Source organism: Agrobacterium sp. Azo12, assembly GCF_029193765.2.
GTDB lineage: Bacteria > Pseudomonadota > Alphaproteobacteria > Rhizobiales > Rhizobiaceae > Agrobacterium.
Window position 1 is genome coordinate 2,687,780 of the sequence record NZ_JARFYO020000001.1, and the last position, 23,727, is coordinate 2,711,506.

The 23,727-nt window shown below is 55.7% G+C and carries 27 protein-coding genes; 13 read left to right on the forward strand and 14 right to left on the reverse strand.

The annotated features are described in order from the left end of the window. The first annotated feature begins 232 nt into the window (after positions 1–232). Together PYL13_RS12895 and PYL13_RS12900 are read left to right on the forward strand one after the other, a co-directional pair. A complete protein-coding gene (locus PYL13_RS12895; RefSeq protein WP_275641603.1) occupies positions 233–718 on the forward strand; it encodes a DMT family transporter in 486 nt (161 codons plus the stop codon). Then, entirely contained in the window at positions 715–1,140 is a 426-nt protein-coding gene (locus PYL13_RS12900) for a DMT family transporter (protein WP_275641604.1), read from the forward strand. Before PYL13_RS12895 ends, PYL13_RS12900 begins: the two co-directional genes overlap by 4 nt. Positions 1,141–1,158: 18 nt before the next feature. On the opposite strand, the gene PYL13_RS12905 is transcribed toward PYL13_RS12900, so the two are convergent. Together PYL13_RS12905 and PYL13_RS12910 are read right to left on the reverse strand one after the other, a co-directional pair. After that, the gene (locus PYL13_RS12905; protein ID WP_275641605.1) at positions 1,159–2,334 is read right to left on the reverse strand and encodes a DUF2778 domain-containing protein; all 1,176 of its coding nucleotides are present in this window, start codon (positions 2,332–2,334) and stop codon (positions 1,159–1,161) included. A 163-nt stretch (positions 2,335–2,497) separates the two neighbouring features. After that, a complete protein-coding gene (locus PYL13_RS12910; protein WP_275641606.1) occupies positions 2,498–3,547 on the reverse strand; it encodes a hypothetical protein in 1,050 nt (349 codons plus the stop codon). Positions 3,548–3,755: 208 nt separating this feature from the next. On the opposite strand from PYL13_RS12910, the gene pncA reads away from it, so the two are divergent. After that, positions 3,756–4,382: a bifunctional nicotinamidase/pyrazinamidase gene (gene pncA, locus PYL13_RS12915; RefSeq protein ID WP_259144340.1), complete on the forward strand. Its 627-nt coding sequence runs from the start codon at positions 3,756–3,758 to the stop codon at positions 4,380–4,382. A gap of 17 nt (positions 4,383–4,399) precedes the next feature. On the opposite strand, the gene PYL13_RS12920 is transcribed toward pncA, so the two are convergent. Continuing rightward, a complete protein-coding gene (locus tag PYL13_RS12920) occupies positions 4,400–4,648 on the reverse strand; it encodes a DUF2164 domain-containing protein (RefSeq protein ID WP_259144326.1) in 249 nt (82 codons plus the stop codon). Positions 4,649–4,887: 239 nt separating this feature from the next. Between PYL13_RS12920 and PYL13_RS12925 the strand changes: the two genes are divergently transcribed. Further along, positions 4,888–5,610 carry an AzlC family ABC transporter permease gene (locus tag PYL13_RS12925; RefSeq protein WP_250981857.1) on the forward strand — a complete coding sequence of 241 codons (723 nt, stop codon included), beginning with the start codon at positions 4,888–4,890 and terminating at the stop codon, positions 5,608–5,610. After that, positions 5,607–5,918, forward strand: coding sequence for an AzlD family protein (locus tag PYL13_RS12930; protein ID WP_250981858.1), 312 nt, complete (start codon positions 5,607–5,609; stop codon positions 5,916–5,918). The genes PYL13_RS12925 and PYL13_RS12930 overlap by 4 nt, the downstream gene beginning before the upstream one ends. An 11-nt stretch (positions 5,919–5,929) precedes the next feature. Here PYL13_RS12930 and PYL13_RS12935 read toward each other — a convergent pair whose 3' ends face one another. Further along, a complete protein-coding gene (locus tag PYL13_RS12935; protein ID WP_275641607.1) occupies positions 5,930–7,759 on the reverse strand; it encodes an aminopeptidase P family protein in 1,830 nt (609 codons plus the stop codon). A 293-nt stretch (positions 7,760–8,052) separates the two neighbouring features. Here PYL13_RS12935 and PYL13_RS12940 point away from each other — a divergent pair, with 293 nt between their 5' ends. Together PYL13_RS12940 and PYL13_RS12945 are read left to right on the forward strand one after the other, a co-directional pair. Then, positions 8,053–8,223, forward strand: coding sequence for a hypothetical protein (locus tag PYL13_RS12940; protein ID WP_192488534.1), 171 nt, complete (start codon positions 8,053–8,055; stop codon positions 8,221–8,223). 96 nt (positions 8,224–8,319) lie between these two features. Continuing rightward, positions 8,320–8,526, forward strand: coding sequence for a hypothetical protein (locus PYL13_RS12945; RefSeq protein WP_275641608.1), 207 nt, complete (start codon positions 8,320–8,322; stop codon positions 8,524–8,526). Here the strand turns inward: PYL13_RS12945 and PYL13_RS12950 are convergent. From PYL13_RS12950 to PYL13_RS12960, 3 genes are all read right to left on the reverse strand, one after another. Then, a complete protein-coding gene (locus tag PYL13_RS12950) occupies positions 8,507–9,382 on the reverse strand; it encodes a 50S ribosomal protein L11 methyltransferase (protein WP_275641609.1) in 876 nt (291 codons plus the stop codon). The two genes, PYL13_RS12945 and PYL13_RS12950, sit on opposite strands and share 20 nt — an antisense overlap. Positions 9,383–9,470: 88 nt before the next feature. Beyond that, the gene (locus PYL13_RS12955) at positions 9,471–10,070 is read right to left on the reverse strand and encodes an SCO family protein (RefSeq protein WP_275641610.1); all 600 of its coding nucleotides are present in this window, start codon (positions 10,068–10,070) and stop codon (positions 9,471–9,473) included. Positions 10,071–10,224: 154 nt separating this feature from the next. Continuing rightward, positions 10,225–10,371, reverse strand: coding sequence for a hypothetical protein (locus tag PYL13_RS12960; RefSeq protein ID WP_275641611.1), 147 nt, complete (start codon positions 10,369–10,371; stop codon positions 10,225–10,227). 246 nt (positions 10,372–10,617) lie between these two features. Here PYL13_RS12960 and PYL13_RS12965 point away from each other — a divergent pair, with 246 nt between their 5' ends. Beyond that, positions 10,618–11,085, forward strand: a complete 468-nt coding sequence (locus tag PYL13_RS12965; RefSeq protein ID WP_192488531.1) for a chemotaxis protein CheW — start codon at positions 10,618–10,620, stop codon at positions 11,083–11,085. A 36-nt stretch (positions 11,086–11,121) separates the two neighbouring features. Here PYL13_RS12965 and PYL13_RS12970 read toward each other — a convergent pair whose 3' ends face one another. Together PYL13_RS12970 and PYL13_RS12975 are read right to left on the reverse strand one after the other, a co-directional pair. Continuing rightward, positions 11,122–11,613, reverse strand: coding sequence for a CreA family protein (locus PYL13_RS12970; protein ID WP_259144299.1), 492 nt, complete (start codon positions 11,611–11,613; stop codon positions 11,122–11,124). A gap of 68 nt (positions 11,614–11,681) precedes the next feature. Beyond that, entirely contained in the window at positions 11,682–12,272 is a 591-nt protein-coding gene (locus tag PYL13_RS12975) for a 3'-5' exonuclease (protein WP_275641612.1), read from the reverse strand. A 182-nt stretch (positions 12,273–12,454) separates the two neighbouring features. On the opposite strand from PYL13_RS12975, the gene PYL13_RS12980 reads away from it, so the two are divergent. Beyond that, the gene (locus PYL13_RS12980) at positions 12,455–13,375 is read left to right on the forward strand and encodes a DMT family transporter (RefSeq protein ID WP_275641613.1); all 921 of its coding nucleotides are present in this window, start codon (positions 12,455–12,457) and stop codon (positions 13,373–13,375) included. Positions 13,376–13,395: 20 nt separating this feature from the next. Here the strand turns inward: PYL13_RS12980 and PYL13_RS12985 are convergent, their stop codons facing one another. Next, positions 13,396–14,295, reverse strand: coding sequence for a LysR family transcriptional regulator (locus PYL13_RS12985; RefSeq protein WP_250981864.1), 900 nt, complete (start codon positions 14,293–14,295; stop codon positions 13,396–13,398). Positions 14,296–14,406: 111 nt separating this feature from the next. On the opposite strand from PYL13_RS12985, the gene PYL13_RS12990 reads away from it, so the two are divergent. Both PYL13_RS12990 and PYL13_RS12995 read left to right on the forward strand, forming a co-directional pair. Next, entirely contained in the window at positions 14,407–15,156 is a 750-nt protein-coding gene (locus tag PYL13_RS12990; RefSeq protein ID WP_250981865.1) for an SDR family oxidoreductase, read from the forward strand. Positions 15,157–15,414: 258 nt separating this feature from the next. Next, positions 15,415–15,951 carry a GNAT family N-acetyltransferase gene (locus tag PYL13_RS12995; protein ID WP_275641614.1) on the forward strand — a complete coding sequence of 179 codons (537 nt, stop codon included), beginning with the start codon at positions 15,415–15,417 and terminating at the stop codon, positions 15,949–15,951. A gap of 48 nt (positions 15,952–15,999) precedes the next feature. Here the strand turns inward: PYL13_RS12995 and ligA are convergent, their stop codons facing one another. Beyond that, positions 16,000–18,174: an NAD-dependent DNA ligase LigA gene (gene ligA / locus PYL13_RS13000; protein ID WP_275641615.1), complete on the reverse strand. Its 2,175-nt coding sequence runs from the start codon at positions 18,172–18,174 to the stop codon at positions 16,000–16,002. Between the two features lie 125 nt (positions 18,175–18,299). Here ligA and PYL13_RS13005 point away from each other — a divergent pair, with 125 nt between their 5' ends. Then, on the forward strand, positions 18,300–18,914 hold the full coding sequence (locus PYL13_RS13005) for a LysE family translocator (protein WP_275641616.1): 615 nt from the start codon (positions 18,300–18,302) through the stop codon (positions 18,912–18,914). A gap of 16 nt (positions 18,915–18,930) precedes the next feature. Further along, positions 18,931–19,827 (forward strand): MBL fold metallo-hydrolase, encoded by an 897-nt coding sequence (locus PYL13_RS13010; protein ID WP_275641617.1) that lies wholly within the window; start codon positions 18,931–18,933, stop codon positions 19,825–19,827. A 26-nt stretch (positions 19,828–19,853) separates the two neighbouring features. Here PYL13_RS13010 and recN read toward each other — a convergent pair whose 3' ends face one another. The 3 genes from recN to lpxC form a co-directional block, all read right to left on the reverse strand. After that, a complete protein-coding gene (gene recN, locus PYL13_RS13015; protein ID WP_275641618.1) occupies positions 19,854–21,527 on the reverse strand; it encodes a DNA repair protein RecN in 1,674 nt (557 codons plus the stop codon). Positions 21,528–21,543: 16 nt separating this feature from the next. Further along, a complete protein-coding gene (locus tag PYL13_RS13020; RefSeq protein ID WP_192488522.1) occupies positions 21,544–22,410 on the reverse strand; it encodes an outer membrane protein assembly factor BamD in 867 nt (288 codons plus the stop codon). A gap of 318 nt (positions 22,411–22,728) precedes the next feature. Next, positions 22,729–23,688, reverse strand: a complete 960-nt coding sequence (gene lpxC, locus PYL13_RS13025) for a UDP-3-O-acyl-N-acetylglucosamine deacetylase (RefSeq protein WP_275641619.1) — start codon at positions 23,686–23,688, stop codon at positions 22,729–22,731. Between the last annotated feature and the right edge of the window lie 39 nt (positions 23,689–23,727).

Consider the following 23,727-nt stretch of genomic DNA (forward strand, 5'->3'; position numbering starts at 1 on the left):
TGTAGATGGCAGCGATAACGACTGCGATTGCAAAAATGAAAGCCACAAAGGTAATCATTCGGTGGAGTGGTTTGCGTGTTGTCTGTTTCATGGACAGGAAACGGCCCAGCCGCAAATTCCGTTCCCAACAAAATCGGGTGCAGTCGTCGCCCACCACCCATTCACGTAATTTGATTCCGTATCAAAGAGATATGGGCTAAAGCTGAATCAGATTTTCAGCATTTGGCCTCCCATGACACAAACGACAAGCTCTCCTCGCCTCAACCCGTTGCATCTGGCGGCCGCCTTCGGCAGCGGCTGCCTCTTGACCCTGATGGTGCATTTCAACGGCATGTTGGCCCATTACGGCAACGCCATGTTCTCCTCATGGACCGCCCATGGCACCGGCACAGTCGCCGCCCTGATCTATCTTGCCATTCTCTATAAGAAACCCAAGCCAAGTGAGATTGCCAAACCCAAGGCGCCGCTCTGGGCCTATCTCGGTGGCGTCGTGGGTGCCGCCATCGTCATGCTAACCTCAAGCGCCGTCAACTCACCGCTCGCACTGTCGGGCACCATCGCACTTGGACTGGGTGGACAGGTCATCTTCAGCCTCGCAGCCGACCTCTGGGGTTTCTTTGGCCTGCCACGTCGCCGGCCGGATGCGCGCGACCTCTGCGCCGTTGCCCTGATCCTCGGCGGCAGCGCCCTTATCATTCTGGTTGGGAGAGCGGCATGATCCTGTGGATTTCCATGGCCTTCGCAGGCGGCGTCTTCGTCGCTCTCAGCCGCCAGATCAATGGCCGTCTCAGCCTGTCAAACTCGCCGCTAATTGCGTCCTTCTGGAACCATATTGTCGGTTTTGTCGTGCTGACGCTGCTTGGCCTCGCAATTGGCGGCCTGCTGCCTGAAGGTGCGGCTGACGCGCCTTGGTACGCCTTTATCGGCGGACCGATCGGTGTGGTGTTCATTGCCTCGGGAAGCTGGCTCATTCCGCGCATTGGTGCGGTCAACACCGCACTTCTGGTCATCAGCGGTCAGATGGTATCGGGTGTGGTGCTGGACCTTTTCAGCAATCAGCCGCCAAAGATCTGGGCCAGTGCCCTTGGCGTACTGCTTATTCTCGCAGGAATGGCGCTCACCCAGCGCCGTTCCAAATAAGCTTCTTAAAACGGCCGGTCAGCCTTTTCTGGAAAACAGGCTGGCCAGTGTCTTTGTGGTTCCCTTGTTGTCCTTGTCGGCAAACACCGGTTTCGATTCCAGGCGAGAAACCACAACAATGCGGTTCACGTCACCACGTTTGAAGGCCGCCAGGAACTTCGGATATTCCTTGAACACCACGCAACCGTTGGATTCGCCGCGTCTGGCCAGCATGTAGGTATGCGCCAACAGGCCGTTGCGGCCGTGCGGGTTGACGCCGCTTTCCGGTGTCAGACGAAGCGCTTCCACACCGTGGAACAGCGCTTCGCGCATGGTCAGCTTGTAGGACGATGGCGGGGTAGATCCCTTCATCTTCACATGCACATATTTCGGATTGTCGCGCATCGAACCAAGGCCCGAATGAGCCTCCAGCTTGTCGCCATTGGGCATGTGCACCGTCGCGGTCTCGATTTCATAGACAGCAGTTCTGGCACCCATGGCAGACGGGCGGGACGCTACGCTTGGAAGGGTTGGTTTTTCCGGGCGCAGCATTGCAACTTCTTTTTCCACTGCTTCCGTGCCGGTTTTCGGCTGGGCAGCAGGTGAGATTTTCGCAATCTGTGGACGGAACGACGGCAGCGGAATGCTGTCAGGCATATCCTGCGCCGTCTCAGGTGCCGCTTCCGGCGCTGATCCATTCAAAATAAGATCGAAACGGCGGCTGGCAGACGCATTGGCATCCGGCTTCACCTCGACAAGCGCCGAGAGGGAGCTTGAGCTTGGTTTCATCGGTGCGGCACTGGCCAGAAGCGTTGCCTCACGCAACGCCTTGTCCATTTTCACCTTCGCCAGCCGAAGCTCGGTGCGTTTATGTGCAGCCTTGATGCCTTCAGAGGTCAAACTCGCCATGCGGATCTGGTCTTCCGACGGTTTTCCAAGGCGGGAAAATTTGTTGATGCGCACATCATGACTTCCCGAAGGCAGCGAAACGGGCACATGTGCGGCAATGGCAATCTGCGGTTTGTTAGCGTGTGAAGGCGTCAGAGAAGCGTGCACACTCTGCATCGTGGAGACAGTAAATCCCATCCAGACGGCAACAGTAATGACAACACCGGACACAATGGTAACCGGACTTATCATCTTGTTTTTTCTGGAAGAACGAACTTTACGGCCCGACGATACGGGTTCGCCAAAGGTGTGCACCTTAGTCGCCATGGTACTCATTACCTAACACGTTACTCTGCTCCCGGACACGCAGATAAAAACCGGGCACTCTGCACCGGCCTGCCAAACAGGAAGCGCCGATCACATAAAACAATGGCAAATTATGGTAACCAAACCCTTTACGTCGAAGATTCATTCTTCGATTATTTTTGGATTAGAACTCGCCATTCATTCCAACCTGCACGCCGACAGAGCCACCGGGCGCATAACCGAGCGATCCATTCACCACCAGCGGATAATCAACATCCAGCATATGCGCCACGGCAAAGCTGGTGGCAAACTCACCGCTATAGGTCGCAACATTGGTTGCCCATGAAGTTTTTCCAGGTGCTGATGGTGTTGGTGCGCCCGTCATCGCCATGGCCGCAGCAATCCCCTTATTCGCATCCTTACGGTTGCGATCGACCGTCGTCTTAAGCCTGGATATGTCACTATTAAGGCCAGTAATATCAAAATCCGTGGTGGCGAGATTGCCGTTGGCATCCGCCGTCACCAGTTTGACCGGACCGACCTGCGCCGCACGGCTGGCGGCCGACCCTATGCCCGTCATGGTATAGGTGTTGGATGCGGTGCCCAGCACCACCTGCCCTTGCCGCAGCGCCTTGGCACCTGCCCCGATAGCCACACTGTTGCTGAAACCAGCACTCGAACCGGCGCCAAGCGCGATACCCGCCTGACCGCCAACAACCGCATCACGACCAATCGCAATGCCATCCGTTGCTGTCACCGTGCTGCGCAGACCAAATGCCAGCGCATTGGCGGCCGCCGCAGTTGTGGTGGCGCCATTGCCGATGGCAAGCGAATTGGCTTCGGCAGCTGACGCTGCAGCATTGGCCGTGCTGCCAAGACCGGTAATCTGGCCGCCGCCGATCGACACGCCGGCATTGGTATCGATAGTGACATTACTGGCGCTGAGGCCGCAATCGGTCGTGCTGACGACGTTCCCATCCTTATCTAGAATGGACACACCAATGGTCTGGCCATTCAGCACACCGACAATATCCGTGTCTATGATGTCGGCCAGCAACGACAGCAGCGGATCGACCACATTGGTGGCGATTGGCTCAAGCGCTGGCAGATCGACGCTCAGCCCCGAGCAGACATTGACCAATGGTACAGCCTGCGCCGACGCAATCCTCGCACAGGCAAGTGTCGATACGCTGGACGCCAGCGATAACACCAAAACAATTCTGACAGATTTCATGCGGCCTTCCTAACATGCTGTATGTACGCGATATTTAAATTAGCCATAGTTAATACAGTGGATGCTTTAATTTATTCTTTCTAATATGTGATTTTTCGCAGATCCCAAATGCGCAGAGGCCAAATACCGACGGGCAAGTCGGTTGCATCTTGATTGCGCACCGGAAGCAGCGTACCCAAACGCTATCGTCCCGCAGGAGGAGCCTACCATGAAAGCGTTGTTGCTGATCGACATCCAGAACGGGTTTTGCCCAGGCGGTAATCTGCCGGTTGCAGAAGGTGACAGGATTGTCCCCATCGCCAATGCACTCATTGAAAATGGCGGTTATGACCTGATCGTCGCGTCACAGGACTGGCACCCGGAAAATCACGGCAGCTTTGCTTCCCAGCACGCCGGAAAAGAACCCTTCGACATGGGTGAGCTGTCCGGCAAACCACAGGTCATGTGGCCGGACCATTGTGTACAGGGTACGTTCGACGCACAATTCCATCCAGATTTGAACACCGACAGTTTCGACTATGTGCAACAAAAGGGTGAGAACCCGGCTGTCGACAGCTATTCTGCCTTTCGGGACAACGATCAGGCAGCCGTCACCGGCCTTGCCGATTATCTGACCCGACAAGGTGTGACATGCCTCGACATTTGCGGGTTGGCCACCGATTATTGCGTCAACTTTTCCGTACAGGATGCGGTGGATATGCTGCCTGGCGTCAAGGTGCGTTTCATTGAGGACGCCAGCCGCGGCATTGATCCAGAAGGCGTCAAGGCAGCCATTACCGCCATGCGCGCCAAGGGTGCTGACATCATCACCAGCAAGGATATTCTGGCCGCCTGAGGCGACGCTTTATCCTATTACTTAGGAACGGTCTTTTCCAGAATATCGATATCGGACGCAGCGTCTTCCATACGCCGCGTCACGGCGGTCAGCGCATCATTCAGCCCGCGATTGTAAAAACGTGGGCCCAGCTCCGCAGACAGAAAGTCCAGCAACATTTCCCCCTGAAGCCCGCTGATCTCACAATCCAGCTCTTCATTCAGATGTTTGCGGATACGGCTGACGAGATCGGTTTTCTCCTGTCTGCTAAACTCGATAATACTCAATGTAGCGTCCTTCCCGACTCTCGACTTCAGCGGTTTCGATACCAAAAATGGCGCACCGCAGGCAATGCTTCACAAAATTCAATTTATCGATCAAAGCAATTGCATTGCATCCGCAGGATCACCGCTCTAGAGCGTTGCCAGACTAAATTGATCTGCTCCGGTCATTTGCACCGAACCATCCGACACATATCCGTTTAGTCAGGAAACGCGCCCGCAGCGCGCAAGGAGAATACCCATCAATGGCACACGCAGACTTCAAAACTGGCCTCAAGGGCGGTTTTCTCATCGCATTGTCGGCGGCACCCTTCGGCTTGCTGTTTGGCGCCGTGGCGGTGGACAACGGCCTGACCATGTTCGAAGCGGTGCTGATGAGCGCAACTCTCTATGCCGGCGCCAGCCAGCTGGTGGGGATTGAACTGTTTGGACAAAAGATCGAGGCCTGGCTGGTCATCCTGTCGATCTTTGCCGTCAACTTTCGGCACATTCTTTATTCCGCTGCCATGGTGCGTCCCCTCGCCCACTGGTCGCTCGGTCGCAAGCTGATCGCCTTCTTTTTCCTGGTCGATCCACAATTTGCCGAATCTGTGCGTCGCAATGAAAACGGTGAAAAGATTTCATTCTCCTGGTATATGGGTTTTGCCCTTGCCATCTATTTCCCATGGCTGATCACCACCGTTCTCGGCGTGATGTTCGGAAAGCTGATCGGTGATCCACGCGCACTCGGATTTGATGTGCTGTTACCGATCTATTTTATGGGCATGGTGCTCGGCTTCCGCAAAAGACAGAATTTCTATCCCGTCATGCTCGCAAGTGGCATCGGCGCCATCGTCGCTTTCCATGTGGTCGGCTCACCCTGGCACGTCAGCCTCGGTGCCTTTGCCGGCATTCTGGTGGCTGTGCTGCTGCCTCCGGCACCGAGCCACATAAACAATATTGAAGAAGCCGGGGAGCAGAGCCTGTGAGCGATCTTTTCAACACCTATACGCTCTGGCTTATCATCGCTGGTGCAATCGCCACCTATATGACGCGCATTGGCGGTTATCTTCTGATGACCCGCATGAAATCCATTCCGCCACGTGTCGAGGCCGGATTGAATGCGGTACCGGTCGCGGTTTTGACCACTCTGGTCACGCCCACCTTTTTTGACGGTGGTTACGAGGTCAAGGCCGGCATGATCGTCGCCATGATCGTTGGTTTGCGCTTTCCCGGTCTTACCATGCTGTTTGCCGGATGGTTACTTGTCGTTACCACCCGGCATTTTGTCGGTTAAGGCCTAATGCCTCAAACTGCGGCAGTGGCCTTATCAAGCCATGCCAGAACTGCCTCGTCGCTCAATAGCGGCGAGATTTTTTCCCGGACATTGGCGTGGTAGGCATTCAGCCAGTCACGCTCCTCCGCCGTCAGCAGCTCTGCCACCACCAGACGGCGATCAATCGGGCACCATGTCAGCGTCTCAAAAGCAAACATCGGCAGATCACCGCCCTCAATCTGTTCCGGCTCCGTCACATAGATCAGGTTCTCGATACGAATGCCAAACTGACCAGGACGATAATAGCCGGGTTCATTGGACAGGATCATGCCTGGCAGAAACTCTTGTGTGGCAAGACGGGCAATGCGCTGCGGCCCCTCATGCACAGAGAGATAAGAGCCCACGCCGTGGCCTGTACCATGTCCGTAATCGACACCGGCTTTCCAAAGGGCAATACGCGCCAACGGATCGAGATCGCAGCCACGGGTTCCCTTGGGGAAGCGCGCCGCGCTGATGCCAATCATGCCTTTCAGAACAAGCGTGAAGAACTTCTTCTGCTCAAAGGGCACATCACCAATTGCAACCGTGCGCGTAATGTCTGTTGTACCATTCACATATTGAGCGCCGGAATCGACAAGGAACATTTCGCCAGCATTCAACATGCGGTCAGTTGGCGTCGTAACGCGGTAGTGAATGATCGCCGCATGCTCACCGGCACCGGAAATAGTGTCGAAGGAAATATCCTTGAGCGGGTTCTGCATGCGCGACCCGACATGAGACCGAGTACGCTCCAGCATTTTGACCGCTTCGATTTCGCTGACACTGCCCGGCTTGGCATTGTCCAGCCAATAGAGAAACTCCACCATGGCTGCGCCATCCTGTAGATGGGCGGCAACACTGCCATTCAGCTCTGCTGTATTTTTGCAGGCACGTGGCAGCTTGGCAGGATCAACAACCTCAACCAACTCACCACCGGCAAGCGTAATGGCATTGCGCAGGGCAACCGGCGCAAGATCGGCGTCAACGGCAATCCGTGCACCGTCCTTGGCGTGCCGGCGCAGACGTGTCTCAATTTCGGATGGCGGCAGCTGCACGGCCAGCTGCGCCAGATAGGCCTCTACTTCGATGCCGGTCTTGCGCTTGTCGAGGAAGATTTCGGCCGTGCCATCGGCAAAAACCAATGCGCGTGCCAAAGGATGCGGCGTGTGCGGCACGTCATTGCCGCGGATGTTGAAAATCCACGCCACGGAAGACGGCTCACCGATCAGCACAGCCTGCAGGTTTGCAGCGGTCAGATCCTGAGCAATGGTGGCAATCTTTTCACGCGCCAGAACGCCGGCATGCATTTCCGTCTGGATGGTAACAGCACCGAGAGGTTCGGACGGGCGGTCTTTCCACACGACATCGAGCGGATTGTGCTGCAGGAGAACGATCTCACCGCTAGCATCTTTCAGCGAAGCCTCAAGTCGGCGCAGTTCAGCACCGGTGTGCAGCCATGGGTCAAGCCCCAACCGGAAACCCTTCGGGGCATTTTTCTTCAGCCAGATTGGCGGGGGTGCATTAACCAGATCTCCACCGGTGAAGACATCACCATCCACTTGCTCAACCAGCTGCGTGGTGTAGCGTCCGTCCACAAACACGATGGCTTGGGTGCGGGTTACCAGAATGACGCCTGCCGAACCGGTGAAACCGCTGAGCCACGACATGCGCTCGGCCGAGGCCGGTACATATTCGCCTTGATAGTCATCCGCGCGCGGCACCAGAAAACCGTCGATACCAAGAGCATCAAACGAAGCCCTCAAGGCCTCAACCCGCTCACGGCCAAATTGCGGGGCGGAAGTGGTTTCGAACGACTGAAACATGAACTGCTTTCCAAAAGATTCCATTGCGGCCGCGAATTTATAGCCGCGCTGCTGATGGGTCCAGCCGAAAGAACGGCGTGAAACTGGCAGCACCTAAAAAACCATCAGGAAACCGCGGCATTTGCATATGTTTTGCGCAAAAAAGCCGCAATCTGCATACGAACCACCCCTAGCCATGCATCAAACGCATAACACCATTGTAGTCAGACACCTACCTGAACTGAAAAGTATAACTTATGTTCTAATCATCGAAGGGAACACGAGGTTTCCTTCCGTATGTAAGGAACACGGCAATGGCAAAATCTTTCTTCCGCACAGCTTTCGATCGCGTTATTGAAGCTCGCGAGCGTCAGGTCGGCCGTTACGTAAACGGCGCGCTCCTGAACCTTGACGACCAGTCTCTCAAGGCTCTTGGCACCAGCCGCGAAGAACTTCGCCGCAAGGGCACCAGCTACGTATTCTGACTGTTACGCCCGGCTTGCTTTCTCCTCCTCCCGAAGTGGCCTGGCATCGGAATACGTTTCCCGCTCGAGCACCCTCCCAGCTCGCGGGCGATCAGCATGACTGATCGAAAGGCGACGCGAAAGCGTCGCCTTTTTTATTGGCCTGATGCCAAAATGGCGGAAAAAATATCTGCATTTGCTGCATTGCTTAAAAAAATCCAATGGCATATCGACGGCGGATACACCCACTCGCTCAAAGACCTCAGATATCAAGCAAAAGCGCGCTTACTTGCACAGGTGACCATTACTTACGCAGGTGAATAGTCACCCAGCCATTGCGCCAGATGGTGCGAACATGGCTCAGATGTTCGCCATTATAGGCAGCCAGAACCTTCCAGCGCTGCGATGACAGAATACCTGAGAGGATTACCGAACCACCCGGAGCGAGATGTGCAACTAGCTGCGGCGCCATCTTGATCAGTGGCCGCGCCAGAATATTGGCGATGATCAGATCAAACGGGCCATGTTTGGCAAAGGCATCCGAATGGAAACCGGGGGCTGTTTCCAGAGACACACCCTGGACAATACCGTTGAGGCGCACATTTTCCTTGGCGACGCGCACAGCAATCGGATCGATATCGGTGGCAAGAACCGGAATGCGGCGCATCTTGGCAACGGCAATTGCCAGAACGCCACTGCCGGTGCCCAGATCAAGCGCATTGCGCACGGTACGGGCCCGCACAACCGCTTCAATCATTTCAAGGCAGCCGGCTGTCGTGCCGTGATGACCGGTTCCGAAGGCCTGCCCGGCTTCGATTTCAATCGAGATATCGTTGACGCGAACCTTGTCGCGGTCATGGGAGCCGTGAACCAGAAAACGCCCTGCCCTGACCGGCTTCAAACCTTCCAGCGACTTGGCAATCCAGTCGATGTCAGGAATGACCTCACGCTGGACGGCAAGATGCGGGAAAGCGCTTTTCAGAAGTGTGTCGAGACGCTCGCGGACTTCGTCTTCTTCTTCAAGAAGCAGATAGACGGAGGCTTCCCAGATGTCCTTCTTTTCATCGACCTCGGTAGTGGCGATGGCAATGCCATCTTCCTCGAACACCTCGGTCATGACATCCAGTACCTGACCGGCCTCGATTTCAGTGGTCGTCACATAGAGGCGGATCTCGCTCACGGCAGCATCTCTTTCGGAAAATATCGAACTTGCCTGCCTTTGCCACAAAAGCAGGCGCAGTCCAATACCACCAGAGAAGAAACCGGCATTAACCCTTCAGGAGATTTTGCAGTTTCTGTACCGCAACATCAGGGTTTTCACCGTAGGCAATGGTGCTGACGAAACGTCCCTGCGCATCCAGCAGGAAAACCGACGCAGTATGATCCATGGTGTATTCACCGTTCGGATCTTTTTCATCCACCGGCACCCGCTTGGCGTAAACGCGGAAGCTCTTGATCATTTCGGCAATCTTGTCCGGCTCGCCGGCAATACCGGTGATACGGCTGGTTACGTTGGAGATATACTGACCAAGGATTTCCGGTGTATCACGCTCGGGATCAACCGTGACGAAATACCCCTGCATCTTGTCACCTGCCGGATCGACCTTCTCCATCCAGCCATTCAGCTCGAAAAGGGTTGTCGGGCAGACTTCAGGGCAATGGGTAAATCCGAAAAACAGCGCCGTCGGTTTGCCCTGGAAGGCCTTTTCGGTAATCGGCAGGCCGTTTTGGGCAACAAGCTGAAACGGCGCGCCATAAGGGCCTTCCGTCATATGCTGCTTTGACTCAGACAACGCAAATGCCAGCCAGGTAACAATACCGCCCAAAACGGCAACAAGACACCAGAGAACGATACGAACTTTTTTCATGTCAAATCAGCCTTCACACCAAATCTGATGGCCACCGATGCGGCAGACATCTCAGTCTCGAAAGCAGATAATCAAACTTGCCCCTGACCGCAAATCAACAACCAGTTGATTAAAGGCACTGCGCGGATTTGCCGCCCTCGCCTACGCCATCAGGTCAAAGGCACCAGGAAAGACCTGTCTGCGACAGGGTGAGGAAAATATCGACGCCATGCGTCATCCAGCCCTGGAAGGCCAGCAGGCTGACACCCAGAAAGCTCAAGACGGCCACAGCCATCAACAGCATGTGATTTGTGTTTCGCACGAACGTCGACATGCCCTGATGATAACATCGATGCCCCTCACCAACAACAGGACCAAAAACTGAAAGCCTGAGAAAAGACGCCGTTAGTAAAAGGTTAAACGGTTACAGTGCATGATCGTCATGCGGTCTTCCAAGATAGCGACATGACGTCTGCCGGGTTTTCCAACAAGCCGGTCTTCCGCATTACCTGCCATTATGAACATCCGGACTTTAGCGCGTCCAGAACCGCCAGGAAGAATTCAGACCATGACGAATGCAATCAAGCAATCGGGTTCTCATCTCGAAATCGTTTCCTTCCATCTTGGCGATCAGGAATTCTGCATCGACATTATGGCAATCCGTGAAATTCGTGGCTGGGCACCGGTTACGCCTATGCCGCACACGCCTCCTTACGTTCTCGGTCTTATCAACCTGCGTGGCGCCGTTATTCCTGTCATCGACATGGCCTGCCGCCTCGGTATGAAAATGACCGAACCTTCGGAACGCTCTGCCATCATCGTCACCGATATCGGCGGCAAGCTGGTTGGTCTGCTGGTGGAACAGGTTTCCGACATGATGACCATCCGTTCGGAAGACCTGCAGCCGACACCGGAAATCATTCCTGAGACCCAGCGCAGCTTCTCGCACGGCATCGTCGCGCTTGAGAAGAGCATGGTCTGCTTCCTCAACCTCGATACGGTCATCGCGGAAGAACTGTCCCGCGAAGCCGCTTAAGACTTTACATTACTGAGATTTTTGAAACGGCAGGCCTTACGGCTTGCCGTTTTTCCATGTCGGGTTCTGCCCGTAGAGCGGCACGGTTGAAATTGCCATCTTGGCCGAGCCATCGGTCAATTCGCGAGTGTGCACCAGATAGATCAACGTATCATTCTGCTTGTCGTAAATGCGGGTCACCAAAAGCTTCTTCCACACCAGCGACATACCCTGCCGGAACACTTCCTCCCCATCCTTGGAAAGATCGATATCACCGATCTCGACCGGTCCGGTCTGGTTGCAGGAAATGGCATTGTTGGACGGGTCTTCAAACCAGTTGCCATTCTTCAACCGGTCAATGACACCACGCTCAAAATAGGTGACGTGGCAGGTCACGCCCTTCACTTCCGGATCGGCTACCGCCTCAACGATAATGTCGTTACCAATCCAGTCGACGCCGACTTCGCCAACCACCTGCGCATGCGCAGCGGTGACCGGAACCGCAACGAGCAGGCCGACCATCAGTTTTCGTAACAGGGATAATGCCATTCCAGCCTCCATTTGATATCCCCAAGATAGGATTGGAGCGGCGGAAGGCAAGTTGAAAGCTGCGTGTTTTAACGCCGCCGCATGGTGCAGGGCTCATAACCGCTGGAATGGACCTTACCGGCCACCATGCCGATCTTGCCAGGAATATCCCTGATCTCTGGCACTTCGATCGATTTGGCCATTTGGATGGCCGCAGAGGCACACACCAGAGCGTCTTCAGCGGCATTGTGGTGCACGAAGCGCAAACCCAGATGCCCGGCAATGATGTTGAGCTTGTGCGAGGGCAATTGCGGCCAGACCTTCTGGGACATTTTCACGCTGCACAGATAGGAAAACGTCGGATAGCTCTGCCGATACTTGTCGAAGCAGGCGCGCAGCACGCTGAAGTCGAAGGCCGCATTATGGGCAATCATCGTTGCGCCCTGAAAATCATCCAGAAACTCGTCCATCACTTCCGGAAACTCCGGCGCATCTTCAACCGTTTCCGGCCGAATACCGTGAATGGAAATATTAAACGATGAAAAGCGCATCTCACGCGGACGGATCAATCTTTCCTCGACCCGCACCACCTGACCATTTTCCACCCATGCCAGACCGACAGAACAGGCGCTGCCGCGCTCTTCATTGGCAGTTTCAAAGTCGATGGCGATGGTCTTCAAAGGGCGATTCCCGATTGGTTCTTGGGCACGGCATAATACAATTTCACCTGAAATAGAACCGCTTGACGCCCGCCCGTCGGCCAGAACAACAAACGCCTTGTTTAAAAGCAAGTTTCGGGTGGCACGACTCACAAATCTCGATACACCAGTATCCATCACACATATTTCGTCGGGGCACGGCAATGGCAGCGATACAACGGCAAATGAACGCCAGCGAATGGGCCATGCTCATTGCCCTGTCGGTCCTGTGGGGCGGTTCCTTTTTCTTCATCGGCGTTGCGGTGAAGGAACTGCCACCGTTGACCATCGTCACACTCCGTGTCGGATTGGCGGCCATTGCGCTGCTTATCGTCTGCCGTGTCATGGGGTTGAAGCTGCCAAGAGAAGGCCGCATCTGGCGCGCCTTTTTTGCCATGGGCATTCTCAACAACATCATCCCCTTTTGCCTGATCGTCTGGGGCCAGACCCATATTGCCAGTGGCGTTGCTTCCATTCTCAACGCCACAACGCCGTTGTTTACGGTCATTGTTGCGCATTTTCTGACGGTTGATGAAAAGCTGTCGCCCAACAAACTGGCTGGCGTGCTGATTGGTTTTGTTGGCGTCGCCACCATGATCGGCCCATCTGCCCTTGGCGGCAGCGGATCAAATCTTTGGGGCCAGCTTGCCATTTTGGGTGCAGCCACGTCCTACGCCTTTGCCGGTATCTTCGGACGCCGTTTCAAGACCATGGGTGTTGCACCGCTGATGACAGCAACCGGCCAGATTTCATCGTCGACCCTGATGTTGATTCCGGTTGCTCTACTGATTGATCAGCCGTGGACACTGGCCATGCCAAGCACTGCCACCTGGGGCGCCTTGCTTGGCATCGCCCTGCTCTCCACCGCGCTTGCTTATCTGCTGTTCTTCCGCATTCTCTCCAGCGCCGGTGCCACCAATCTTGCGCTTGTCACCTTCCTCATTCCAGTCAGCGCCATTTTGCTCGGCTCGCTGGTTCTCGGTGAACAGCTGGAAATGAAACATTTTGTTGGCATGGCGATGATTGCCGCCGGTCTTGTCGCCATTGATGGCCGCTTGTTGCGCCGCGTGAAAGCGGCGGGCTGATCCAGACCCGACGCACTCTATCACGGCTCCCAATAGGGCGGTGAACCAAACGCCTTACGCAAATGATCAGCAAGCGCTCTCAGCTTGGCAGACGGACGCCGTCCCTCCGGATGGGCAATGTAGATAAATTCATCTTCCGCCTGTATGCCGACATCGATCACGGTCAAGCTGCCATCCCTGATGGCAGGGCCGGCAATAAAGGTTGGCAACAGCGCGATGCCAAGACCTGCCACCGCTGCGTCGCGGATCATATCGCCATGATTGACCCGCAGTGCGACTTTTGCCCTGACGATGACGGCACCGTTTGGGCCGACAAACCGCCAGTCCGCGACACCACGATTGGTGTAAAAAATTCCGCGATGTCCCTCCAGTTCAGCGGCATTATGGGGTGTTCCATGCTGTTTCAGATAGTCAGTTGATGCCACCAGCAGACGTCGGCTGGGCGCCAGCTTCCATGCCATCAATCGTGAATCAACAATCGGCCCATGCCGCACCACCGCATCAAATCCGGCCGACGACACATCGACACGCCGGTCATCCATATCCAGACTGACCTCGAGCGCCGGGTTCTGCAACAGAAATGGATAAAGCGCAGGGCCAAGATGCAGCCGACCAAAGGTCACAGGCGCAGACAGGCTGAGCGCGCCTTTCAGATCACCACGCCGCTCGGCCATGTCATCCGTGGCATCCCGCACTTCATTGACGATGCGCACTGCCCTTTCCAAAAAGGCACTGCCGTCTTCCGTCAGGCTGAGGCTGCGGGTGGTTCTGTGCAGCAGGGTCGTGCCCAAAACACGCTCGAGTTCCGACAACCGGTCGCTCACCACAGATTTCGAAAGATTGAGGCGGCGCGATGCCTCGCTGATCGACCCGGATTCTGCAACGGCCACAAATGCGGTTATTCCTTCAAGTTTCATCATTGTTCGGTTTTTCCGGAAAGCTGAGCCAATACTTGCAGACTAATCAGAACGATTGAGAAAAGCCATATTCGCTGCAGGCAAACACGCCACTCCAAACAAAGGAAAATGATCATGACACGCTTGCAGAACAAGACAGCACTCATCACTGGCGGCACCAGCGGCATCGGCCTTGAAACGGCCCGCCAATTTATTAGCGAAGGCGCACGCGTCGCCGTCACCGGCACCAACCCTGCCACCATCGAAAAGGCGAAAGCTGTGTTGGGTGATGATGTGCTTTACATCCGTGCCGATGCCGGAAACGTTGCATCACAGAAAGAAATTGCTGACCAGATCGCCGCAAAGTTCGGCAAACTCGACATCCTCTTCGTCAACGCAGGTGTCGCTGAATTCCGCACCATGGATCAATGGGATGAAGCTGCCTTTGACCGCTCGGTTTCGGTCAATGTCAAAGGCCCGTTCTTCCTGGTGCAGGCGCTGCTGCCTGTTTTCAGCAACAAGGCCTCCATCGTGCTCAACACCTCGGTCAACGCCCATATCGGCATGCCAAATTCCAGCCTCTATGCGCTGACCAAAGCAGCCCTGCTGTCGCTGTCCAAGACATTGTCGGGTGAACTGCTTGGCCGTGGCATCCGCGTCAATGCCGTTAGCCCCGGTCCGGTTGAAACCCCGTTGCATGAAAAATTCGGACTGGATGATGCCGGTAAAAAAGCCATGGCCGACGCGATTGTCGCGCAAATCCCTCTGGGACGATTTGGCCATGTTGCAGAAATTGCCAAGGCCGTTGTTTTCCTGGCATCCGATGAGGCAAGTTTTACGGTTGGCGCTGAACTGATTATCGATGGTGGCATGATTACCCTGTAACGCTAGGCCCCTCTCAGCCCTGATTTTCCCGGAGCGGATGAAACCACTCCGGGAAACAGCATTGACATCAAGGCATATGCCACGCATTTTCACGCCATGATCAAAAACGCAACCATCGCGATGCTCAACATCGTGACCACCGGTACCCCGGCGGGCAAAGGATTGTTGACGCGTTAAACCGATCATCCATCCAGCCCTGCCAAAAAGAGCAGGGTTGATGAAACACCTGCTCTCCGGTCCCAAAATAGGAGAACAGGCATGCCGCCAGCCCAAAACCAAAACCTTGACTATGCTGATTTCGACCGTTCCGACATCACGGTACGGGCAACCCGTCTGGATGATGCGGCTGCGATCACCGAAATCATGAACCTGCCCGGCGTTCGCCATGGCACCTTGCGGCAACCATTTCAAAGCGTTGAGAAAACCCGCAAATTCATTGAAAGCGCCTCCCCTAACGACATCACGGTTCTGGCAGAATGGCGCGGCAGGATCATTGGCAATGCCGGCCTTCACCGCAAGGTGGGCCGGCAGCTGCACGCAGCTTCGCTTGGCATTGGCATTCACGATGATTTCGCTGGCAAGGGCGTCGGCTCGGTCCTGTTATCAGCCCTGATTGACGCTGCCGACAACTGGCATGATATCCGCCGTATTGAACTCAGCGTCTTCACTGACAATACGGCCGGAATTCATCTCTACGAAAAATTCGGCTTTCAGCACGAGGGCATCCTTAGGCAATACGCCTTTCGCAACGGCGAATATGTCGATGCCTATATGATGGCGCGCCTGCGCAGTTGAAGACAATGCCGCTGCCCTGACTGACATGGTCGCAGCGGCGCTCGCCGCTCAGCCACCAATCAGCGCCAGCCACTCATCCTCATCCATGGTCTGGATACCAAGCTCGACAGCCTTTGCGAGCTTGGAACCGGCACCGGGGCCAGCCACCAGAATATCGGTCTTTTTCGATACCGAACCTGCCACCTTCGCACCAAGGCCTTCTGCGCGGGCTTTGGCCTCATCGCGGGTAAACTTTTCCAGCGAGCCGGTAAACACCACCGTCTTGCCGGCCACGGGACTGCCCTCGGTCGATGGCTTTTCGGCCTCCTTGGGCTGCAGCTCGGCAATCAGCTCGTCGATCACCTTCAGATTGCGCGGTTCCTTATAGAACTCGACAATCGAACGGGCGACAACCTCGCCAATACCATCAATGCTGTTGAGCTCGGCCCATGCCTCACCCGTCAAGGGAGCCGCGGCCTTCATCGCCTCCTCGAAATGTTGGTAAGTGCCATAAGACCGCGCTAGCAGCTTTGCCGTGGTTTCACCGACATGGCGAATGCCAAGCGCAAAGATCAGGCGGTGCAGGTCGATTTCACGACGCGCATCAATGGCATCGAACAGCTTCTTGACGCTGACCTTGCCGAAACCGTCGATATTCTCTAGCTTGGTCAGGTGAGACCCTTCCTGACGTTTTTTCAGTGTGAAAATGTCAGGCGCCGTTTTGATCCACAGCGTCGGGTCTTCGCTTTCAAAGAAGAAATCGATCTGCTTGGTGCCAAGCCCTTCAATGTCGAAGGCGTTGCGTGACACGAAATGTTTCAGATGCTCCACCGCCTGCGCGCGGCAAACGAAACCGCCGGTACAACGGGTCACCGAATCGAGCTTGCCAGTCTTTTCATTGCGTTCCCGCACCGCGTGGCTTTTGCACACCGGGCAGGTCTGCGGAAACTCGTAAGGCGCCGCATCCGCAGCCCGTTTCTCAGGGATGATGTCCAGCACCTGCGGAATGACATCGCCGGCGCGCTGCACGATAACGGTGTCGCCGACACGGATATCATGCCCGACCGGGCGGATACGTTCGCCGCTATTGCCGATACCTTCGATGTAATCCGCGTTGTGCAGCGTGGCGTTGGTCACAACCACACCACCCACCGTCACCGGGGTCAGGCGCGCCACCGGCGTCAACGCGCCCGTGCGACCAACCTGAATATCGATGCCCTCGACAATGGTGAAAGCCTGTTCTGCCGGGAATTTATGGGCGGTTGCCCAGCGTGGACTACGTGAGCGAAAGCCCAGACGCTCCTGCAGATCCAGACTGTCTACCTTGTAGACCACGCCATCGATATCATAATCGAGATTGGGACGTTCGACGCCGATTTCACGATAATGCTCAAGCAGTTGCTCAATGGAATTGATTCGACGCATCAGCGGATTGACGGGGAATTTCCACTCCCTGAATTTCTCGACGATGCCATATTGTGTGTCGGATAAACGCGTCGCCTGCCCGCCATTGGAAACCTCACCCAGCGCGTAGGCAAAGAACCGCAACTTGCGTGCCGCCGTTACCTTCGCATCAAGCTGGCGCAGTGATCCGGACGCCGTGTTGCGCGGGTTCACATAGGTTTGTTTGCCTTCGGCCTCCATCTGGGCGTTGAGCGCCAGAAAGTCGCTCTTGGCCATATAGACTTCGCCACGCACCTCAATCACATCAGGTGCACCAGCAGGAAGCGTGTTGGGAATTTCAGAAATGGTCAGAATGTTGGCTGTGACATTTTCACCGGTTGTGCCGTCACCACGGGTGGCCGCCGATTTCAGCCTGCCGTTTTCATAGCGGATCGACATGGACAGCCCGTCGATCTTTGGCTCAGCGGTAAAAGCAATCGAGTTATCCGGCAGCCTGCCGAGAAAACGATAAACCGAAGCAATAAAGTCCTGCACATCTTCGTCGGAAAACACGTTGTCGAGCGACAGCATCGGCCGCGCATGCACAATCGGCGCAAATGTCGGCAGTGGCGCAAAACCGACCTTTCTCGATGGGCTGTCAGCCCGCACCAGTGTCGGAAACGCTACCTCTATCGCATCGTTACGGCGCTTGAGCGCATCATAGTCCGCATCGGAAATCTCCGGCGCATCCTTGCCATGATAAAGCGCATCATGCCGCGCGACCTCTGCAGCGAGATAGGCAAGCTCGGAAGAAGCCTCAAGTTCGGTCAATTTATCAACCGGGGTCAGTTCGTTTGCCATGGATGCCTCGCGCATGAATCTGCAACGCTTTTAGCGAATTATTTCGGCATGCAAAACCATCGCTTTGCAAAACACAGGAATAGATTATCCTGAAAATCCGGATCGATACAGAACCGGAGACACCAATGGAATTTACCACGCTTCTCGCCTTCGCCGCCGCATTTTTTGGGTTTGCAGCCAGTCCCGGCCCCGACAATATGACCATCATCGCTCGCACCATCACCCATGGCGCGGCATCCGGTTTCGCCTATGGTGCAGGCACCGTTGTCGGCATTCTGATGTTTTTGACTTTGGCCGCCTTTGGCCTTTCCATCATTGCCAGTGAAATGAGCATGGTGATGACCGTTCTGCGTTATGCTGGTGCCGCCTATCTGGTGTGGATGGGCATCAGACTGTGGACAGCAGAGCCTGTCGTTCCACAGTTGCAGCCAACAGCCAGCCAGCGTGGCCTGCTGCCGGTTTTCATGGCCGGTATTGCCCTAAACCTCGGCAACCCGAAAATGCCGCTGTTTTATGTGGCTCTGCTTCCCAACGTGGTTGGCGCATCCCTGACGCTGGATCACCTTGCGGCACTTGCAGCCATCGTCATTGCGGTAGAGATTGTCGTGATCAGTGGCCATGTGGCACTTGCCGTGCGGGCTCGCAGCCTGTTACGCCAACCTCACATCGTACGGCGGGTCAATCGCACCGCTGGCGGCGTCATGATCGGCTCAGGCATCGTCGTCGCGACAGCACGTTAACAAGGGTAATTTCAGCATGAGCAAGACGATGACCATCAGCACGGACACGATGCGCATCCTGCAACCCTATCCAGACATCTATGCCTATTACGATGGCCGAATGAACAAGCGCCTTTATTCGCCGGAGCCGAACTGGCTGGATGACGGCGCCTACACGCTGGGCACCGCCTCCTATGCCATCGTCTCAGAAGGCCATGCGCTGGTTTATGATACGCATATGTCGCTTGATCACGCCCGTTTCATCCGCAACCATCTGCAAAGCCTTGATGTCAGCAAAATCACGGTCGTGCTCAGCCACTGGCACACCGACCATATTGCCGGAAACGAGGTGTTTGCCGATTGCGAGATCATTGCGCTGGCCTTTACCGCAGACACCATGGCGAAAAACCGTGAGGCGCTTGCCAAGCGCAATCCGTCGATTTCTCCTGTGATCATGCCGACACGCACCTTTGAGACCACGCTCAGCCTTCAGATCGGCAAACGGCTCGTGGAGATGCACCACTTCGATATTCACAGCGCCGATGGCAATGTGCTGTGGCTGTCCGACGAAAAAATCCTGTTTGCGGGCGACACGCTGGAAGACACCGTGACCTATGTCTCGGAGCCGGAACATATCGCCACCCATATCGAAGAACTGAAGCGTCTGCGCCAATGGCCAATCGCCAGAATTCTTCCCAATCATGGCCTTGAGCAGCGTATCGCCAAAGGCGGTTATGCACCGGAGCTGATTGACGCCAACCGAGCCTATCTGGAACGCCTGACTGGCCCGCATGGCCTGGCACTGGCCGACAAACAAACGCTGAAAGAATTTGTGGGCCTAGAACTTGCTGAGGGTGCAATTGTCTATCACGCCGATTACGAAGATGTTCACCGTCACAATATCGATGCGCTCAGGAAGATACGGGCCCTGTAGGGCCTGTTTGATGACGCTGGTCGCTCTTAGTCCTTGGCAGCCAGAAGACGGGCTGCAGCTGCCCTCGCCTCATCCGTAACAGAGGCACCCGCCAGCATACGGGCGATTTCCTCGGTGCGGTGCTGCGGTTCCATCGTTGCCACCTTGGTGGCAATCCGCTCGGTGCCATCACCGGTCGGCCCCTTGGAGATCAGCAGATGCGTCGCCGCACGTGCCGCCACCTGCGGGGCATGGGTAACCGACAGAACCTGAACGGTCTTTGACAATCTGCGAAGACGCTGGCCAATCGCATCAGCAACTGCACCGCCCACGCCGGTATCGATTTCATCGAATACCAGTGTTGGAGCAGAACCACGATCTGCGAGAGCAACCTTGAGAGCCAGCAGGAAGCGCGAAAGCTCACCGCCCGACGCGACCTTCATGATCGGCCCTGGCCGTGTGCCGGGGTTGGTCTGCACGTGGAATTCAACCACGTCGATACCCTCGGCCGTCGCCGCCTCGGCATCGGTCGTGACTTCAACGCTAAAACGGGCGCGTTCCAGCTTGAGGGCCGGCAGTTCTGCCATGACAGCGTCCGACAGCGCGCTGGCTGCAGTGTGCCGCTTGTGCGACAGCGCAACGGCAGCCTGATCGAAATCGGCCTTTACCAGATGCAGATTTGCTTCGAGCCTTGCCAGCGTTTCCTCACCGGCATCAAGCTCTGCAAGGTCAGCCACCATCTTTTCGGCCAAGGCAGGCAGCTCGATCACCGGCACGGAATATTTGCGACCCGCTGCACGCAGCGAAAACAACCGCTCTTCAACACGCTCCAGCTCACGCGGATCAAACTCCGTGCGGCGCAGCGCGGCCTCCACTTCAGTCTGCGCATTGGAAAGGTTGTCCAGCGCTGCATCCAGCAACTGCACCGTATCTTCCAAAAGACCCGGTGCTTCGTGGCTCTTGCGCTCCAGACGACGCATCATCGATGCGATCATCGGCACAGGCGACGCGTTGCCATTCAAAAATTCGCTGGCTTCGGCAATGTCACCGGCAATGCGCTCAGACTTCTGCATGACGGCGCGGCGTTCAGCCAGATCGTCTTCCTCGCCGTCCTGCGGCGAGAGCTTTTCAAGCTCTTCGACAGACGATCGCAAAAATTCAGCCTCACGGGCCGCCGCTTCCACCTTGGCGCGGTGCACTTTCAAACCGCGTTCGGCATCTTTCCATTTGCGGTAAAGTCCCTGTAGCGACAAGGCCTCGTCACTCAAGCCTGCAAAGGCATCGAGAAGCGCGCGGTGCGCATCTGTGTCGACTAGCGCGCGGTCATCATGTTGGCCGTGTATCTCGACCAGCAGCACGCCCAGCTGGCGCATCATCTGCACGCTGACTGCCTGATCATTGACATAGGCTTTGGTGCGGCCATCAGCGGATTGTACGCGGCGGAAAATCAGATCGCCGTCATCGTCAAGGCCGTTTTCACGCAACAGAAGGCGTGCCGGATGGTCGTTTGCCAGTTCGAAGGTGGCAGTCACCTGCCCCTTATCCTCACCATGACGCACGAGGCCACCGTCCCCTCGGCCACCAAGGGCAAGAGACAGACTGTCAAGAAGAATAGATTTACCGGCGCCCGTTTCACCAGTCAGCACCGACAGGCCCGCCTCGAACGCAAGATCGAGCCGTTCAATCAGGACGATATCCCGGATCGATAACTGCGTGAGCATGGGTTACACCCTCAGATCAAACGCCAAGAAGCTTGAGGCCAGCCTTGGAAATCCACGATCCCTTGTTCTCGCGTGGCTGAAGTCCCCCGGACTGCAACAGCTTGAACGAATCGGCATACCATTGGCTGTCTGGATAGTTGTTGCCCAGAACCGCAGCGGCGGTCTGTGCTTCGTCCGTCAGACCCATTGCATAATAGGATTCGGTCAGACGCGCCAAGGCTTCTTCGATCTGGTTGGTGTTTGGATATGTCTCGACCACAACGCGGAAGCGCTTGATGGCGGCCAGATATTCCTTGCGCTCAAGGTAATAACGGCCGACCTGCATTTCCTTGCCAGCCAGCTGGTCGCGTGCAAAGCGGATCTTCGCCTGCGCATCGCTGACATATTCCGAATTCGGATAATCGTTGACCACCTTGGACATCGCTTCGATGGTGCGTGCAGCAGCGCGCTGGTCCTGCGTCACGTCAACGATCTGCTTGGAATAAGCCAGGCCGACCAGATACTGAACGTAAGCAGAATCTTCAGAACGCGGATATTGCTTGAGGTAACGGTTGCCTGCTGCAATGGCTTGCTCGTTACGGTTCATACGGGTGCTGACGAATGTCTGCATCACCAGTGCCTTGCGGCCCCATTCCGTAAACGGATGTTGTTTGTCAATCGCTTCGAACTTGCGCGATGCTTCGGTCATGTTGCCGGAGTTCATGTTGGCGAGACCCTGCTTGTAGAGCGTCTCAGCCGATTCGCTTTCGAAACCAAGTTTGGTGATGTCGATATCTGGGTCCGACTGGCATGCGGTCACAAGCGTTGCAGCCCCGGCCAGCAACATCGATACAAGCGCGACCCGAACCGTTCTATTCATTGCACCAGACCCTACATGCTTCATTATACAGATCCCATTTCGCGCAAATACATCAACATCAGCTTTGCACTGGCGTTTCTAGCCATAAAAGCGTCGGTAGAGCAACGCAATGATGACGCATTAACGCATTTTTATGGCGTACCACTTTGACGAGGACGAATATTTCCTGTTTTTCAGGTCAAAAGACGCCGCGTTTTATTCTCTCACCTGCACATTTTCTTGTCGTCGCTTCTGAGTCGCGACTGGTTCCACCAAGCGGATAAAATGTGAACAGTGCTATGCATTTTCATAGAAAAAAGCCGCATCCAGAGGACGCGGCTTTCAAAATTTTCAATCACGAAATCAGGCAGACCAAGGCGACACGTCAGCAACATTGACGCGGACAAACTCGGCGGCGCGCACGCGCTGGCTGCGGGAAACCGGAGCCTCGACAATTTCATAGGCGGTCGGATCGCTGAGCAGCGCCTTGAGCGCATTGGCGTTGACCTTGTGGCCACCACGGTAGGAACGGTAGCAGCCAATGAACTGCGCACCGGCCAGTGCCAGATCCCCAACAGCGTCCAGCGTCTTGTGACGAACGAACTCGTCCTTCTCGTAACGCAGGCCTTCCATATTGATGACAGTGTGGTCATCGGAAATCACTACGGAGTTCTCAAGCGACGAACCGAGTGCATAACCGGCCGCCCACAGACGCTCCACATCACGCATGAAACCGAAAGTACGGGCGCGAGACAGTTCCTTGGTAAAGGTTTCTGCAGTCAGATCGCCAGCCCAAGTCTGACGGCCGATCAGCGGCGTATCAAAGTCGATCTCAACTTCGAACCGCGTGCCGTTGTATGGACGGAACTCAGCCCAGGATGAACCGGCGTCGATACGAACCGGCTTCAAAACGCGGATATAACGGCGCTTTACGCCGAGATTGACGATGCCAACCTGCTCGATAGCTTCGATGAACGGGAACGAGCTGCCATCCATGATCGGCGCTTCGGGACCATCAACTTCAACGATCAGATTGTCGAGGCCAAGCGCATAGATCGCGGCCATGACGTGTTCGATGGTGGCAATGGACTGTGTCTGCGAGCGGCCAAGCACCGTGCAGAGATCGGTGTTGCCGACATTGGCGGAAACAGCCTTGATCTCGGTGATATTGCCGTTGTCGTGATGACGCTGGAAAACAATGCCGGTACCGGCTTCAGCCGGATGGAAGGTCATGGAAACCGGATTGCCCGAATGAACGCCAATACCGGAAATCTGCGCAGCAGCGGCGATAGTCGTTTGAAAACCAAGCAATTCGATACTCATTCACATGTGCCTTGTCTAACGGGAACCGAAAACGTCAGG

What these genes read in the sequence shown, in the direction of transcription:
- PYL13_RS12895 (WP_275641603.1), top strand. Translation starts at nt 233, where the DNA reads ATGACACAAACGACAAGCTCTCCTCGCCTCAACCCGTTGCATCTGGCG.
- PYL13_RS12900 (WP_275641604.1), top strand. Translation starts at nt 715, where the DNA reads ATGATCCTGTGGATTTCCATGGCCTTCGCAGGCGGCGTCTTCGTCGCT.
- PYL13_RS12905 (WP_275641605.1), bottom strand. Translation starts at nt 2,334, where the DNA reads ATGGCGACTAAGGTGCACACCTTTGGCGAACCCGTATCGTCGGGCCGT.
- PYL13_RS12910 (WP_275641606.1), bottom strand. Translation starts at nt 3,547, where the DNA reads ATGAAATCTGTCAGAATTGTTTTGGTGTTATCGCTGGCGTCCAGCGTA.
- pncA (WP_259144340.1), top strand. Translation starts at nt 3,756, where the DNA reads ATGAAAGCGTTGTTGCTGATCGACATCCAGAACGGGTTTTGCCCAGGC.
- PYL13_RS12925 (WP_250981857.1), top strand. Translation starts at nt 4,888, where the DNA reads ATGGCACACGCAGACTTCAAAACTGGCCTCAAGGGCGGTTTTCTCATC.
- PYL13_RS12935 (WP_275641607.1), bottom strand. Translation starts at nt 7,759, where the DNA reads ATGTTTCAGTCGTTCGAAACCACTTCCGCCCCGCAATTTGGCCGTGAG.
- PYL13_RS12940 (WP_192488534.1), top strand. Translation starts at nt 8,053, where the DNA reads ATGGCAAAATCTTTCTTCCGCACAGCTTTCGATCGCGTTATTGAAGCT.
- PYL13_RS12945 (WP_275641608.1), top strand. Translation starts at nt 8,320, where the DNA reads ATGACTGATCGAAAGGCGACGCGAAAGCGTCGCCTTTTTTATTGGCCT.
- PYL13_RS12955 (WP_275641610.1), bottom strand. Translation starts at nt 10,070, where the DNA reads ATGAAAAAAGTTCGTATCGTTCTCTGGTGTCTTGTTGCCGTTTTGGGC.
- PYL13_RS12965 (WP_192488531.1), top strand. Translation starts at nt 10,618, where the DNA reads ATGACGAATGCAATCAAGCAATCGGGTTCTCATCTCGAAATCGTTTCC.
- PYL13_RS12970 (WP_259144299.1), bottom strand. Translation starts at nt 11,613, where the DNA reads ATGGCATTATCCCTGTTACGAAAACTGATGGTCGGCCTGCTCGTTGCG.
- PYL13_RS12980 (WP_275641613.1), top strand. Translation starts at nt 12,455, where the DNA reads ATGGCAGCGATACAACGGCAAATGAACGCCAGCGAATGGGCCATGCTC.
- PYL13_RS12985 (WP_250981864.1), bottom strand. Translation starts at nt 14,295, where the DNA reads ATGATGAAACTTGAAGGAATAACCGCATTTGTGGCCGTTGCAGAATCC.
- PYL13_RS12990 (WP_250981865.1), top strand. Translation starts at nt 14,407, where the DNA reads ATGACACGCTTGCAGAACAAGACAGCACTCATCACTGGCGGCACCAGC.
- PYL13_RS12995 (WP_275641614.1), top strand. Translation starts at nt 15,415, where the DNA reads ATGCCGCCAGCCCAAAACCAAAACCTTGACTATGCTGATTTCGACCGT.
- ligA (WP_275641615.1), bottom strand. Translation starts at nt 18,174, where the DNA reads ATGGCAAACGAACTGACCCCGGTTGATAAATTGACCGAACTTGAGGCT.
- PYL13_RS13005 (WP_275641616.1), top strand. Translation starts at nt 18,300, where the DNA reads ATGGAATTTACCACGCTTCTCGCCTTCGCCGCCGCATTTTTTGGGTTT.
- PYL13_RS13010 (WP_275641617.1), top strand. Translation starts at nt 18,931, where the DNA reads ATGAGCAAGACGATGACCATCAGCACGGACACGATGCGCATCCTGCAA.
- recN (WP_275641618.1), bottom strand. Translation starts at nt 21,527, where the DNA reads ATGCTCACGCAGTTATCGATCCGGGATATCGTCCTGATTGAACGGCTC.
- PYL13_RS13020 (WP_192488522.1), bottom strand. Translation starts at nt 22,410, where the DNA reads ATGAAGCATGTAGGGTCTGGTGCAATGAATAGAACGGTTCGGGTCGCG.
- lpxC (WP_275641619.1), bottom strand. Translation starts at nt 23,688, where the DNA reads ATGAGTATCGAATTGCTTGGTTTTCAAACGACTATCGCCGCTGCTGCG.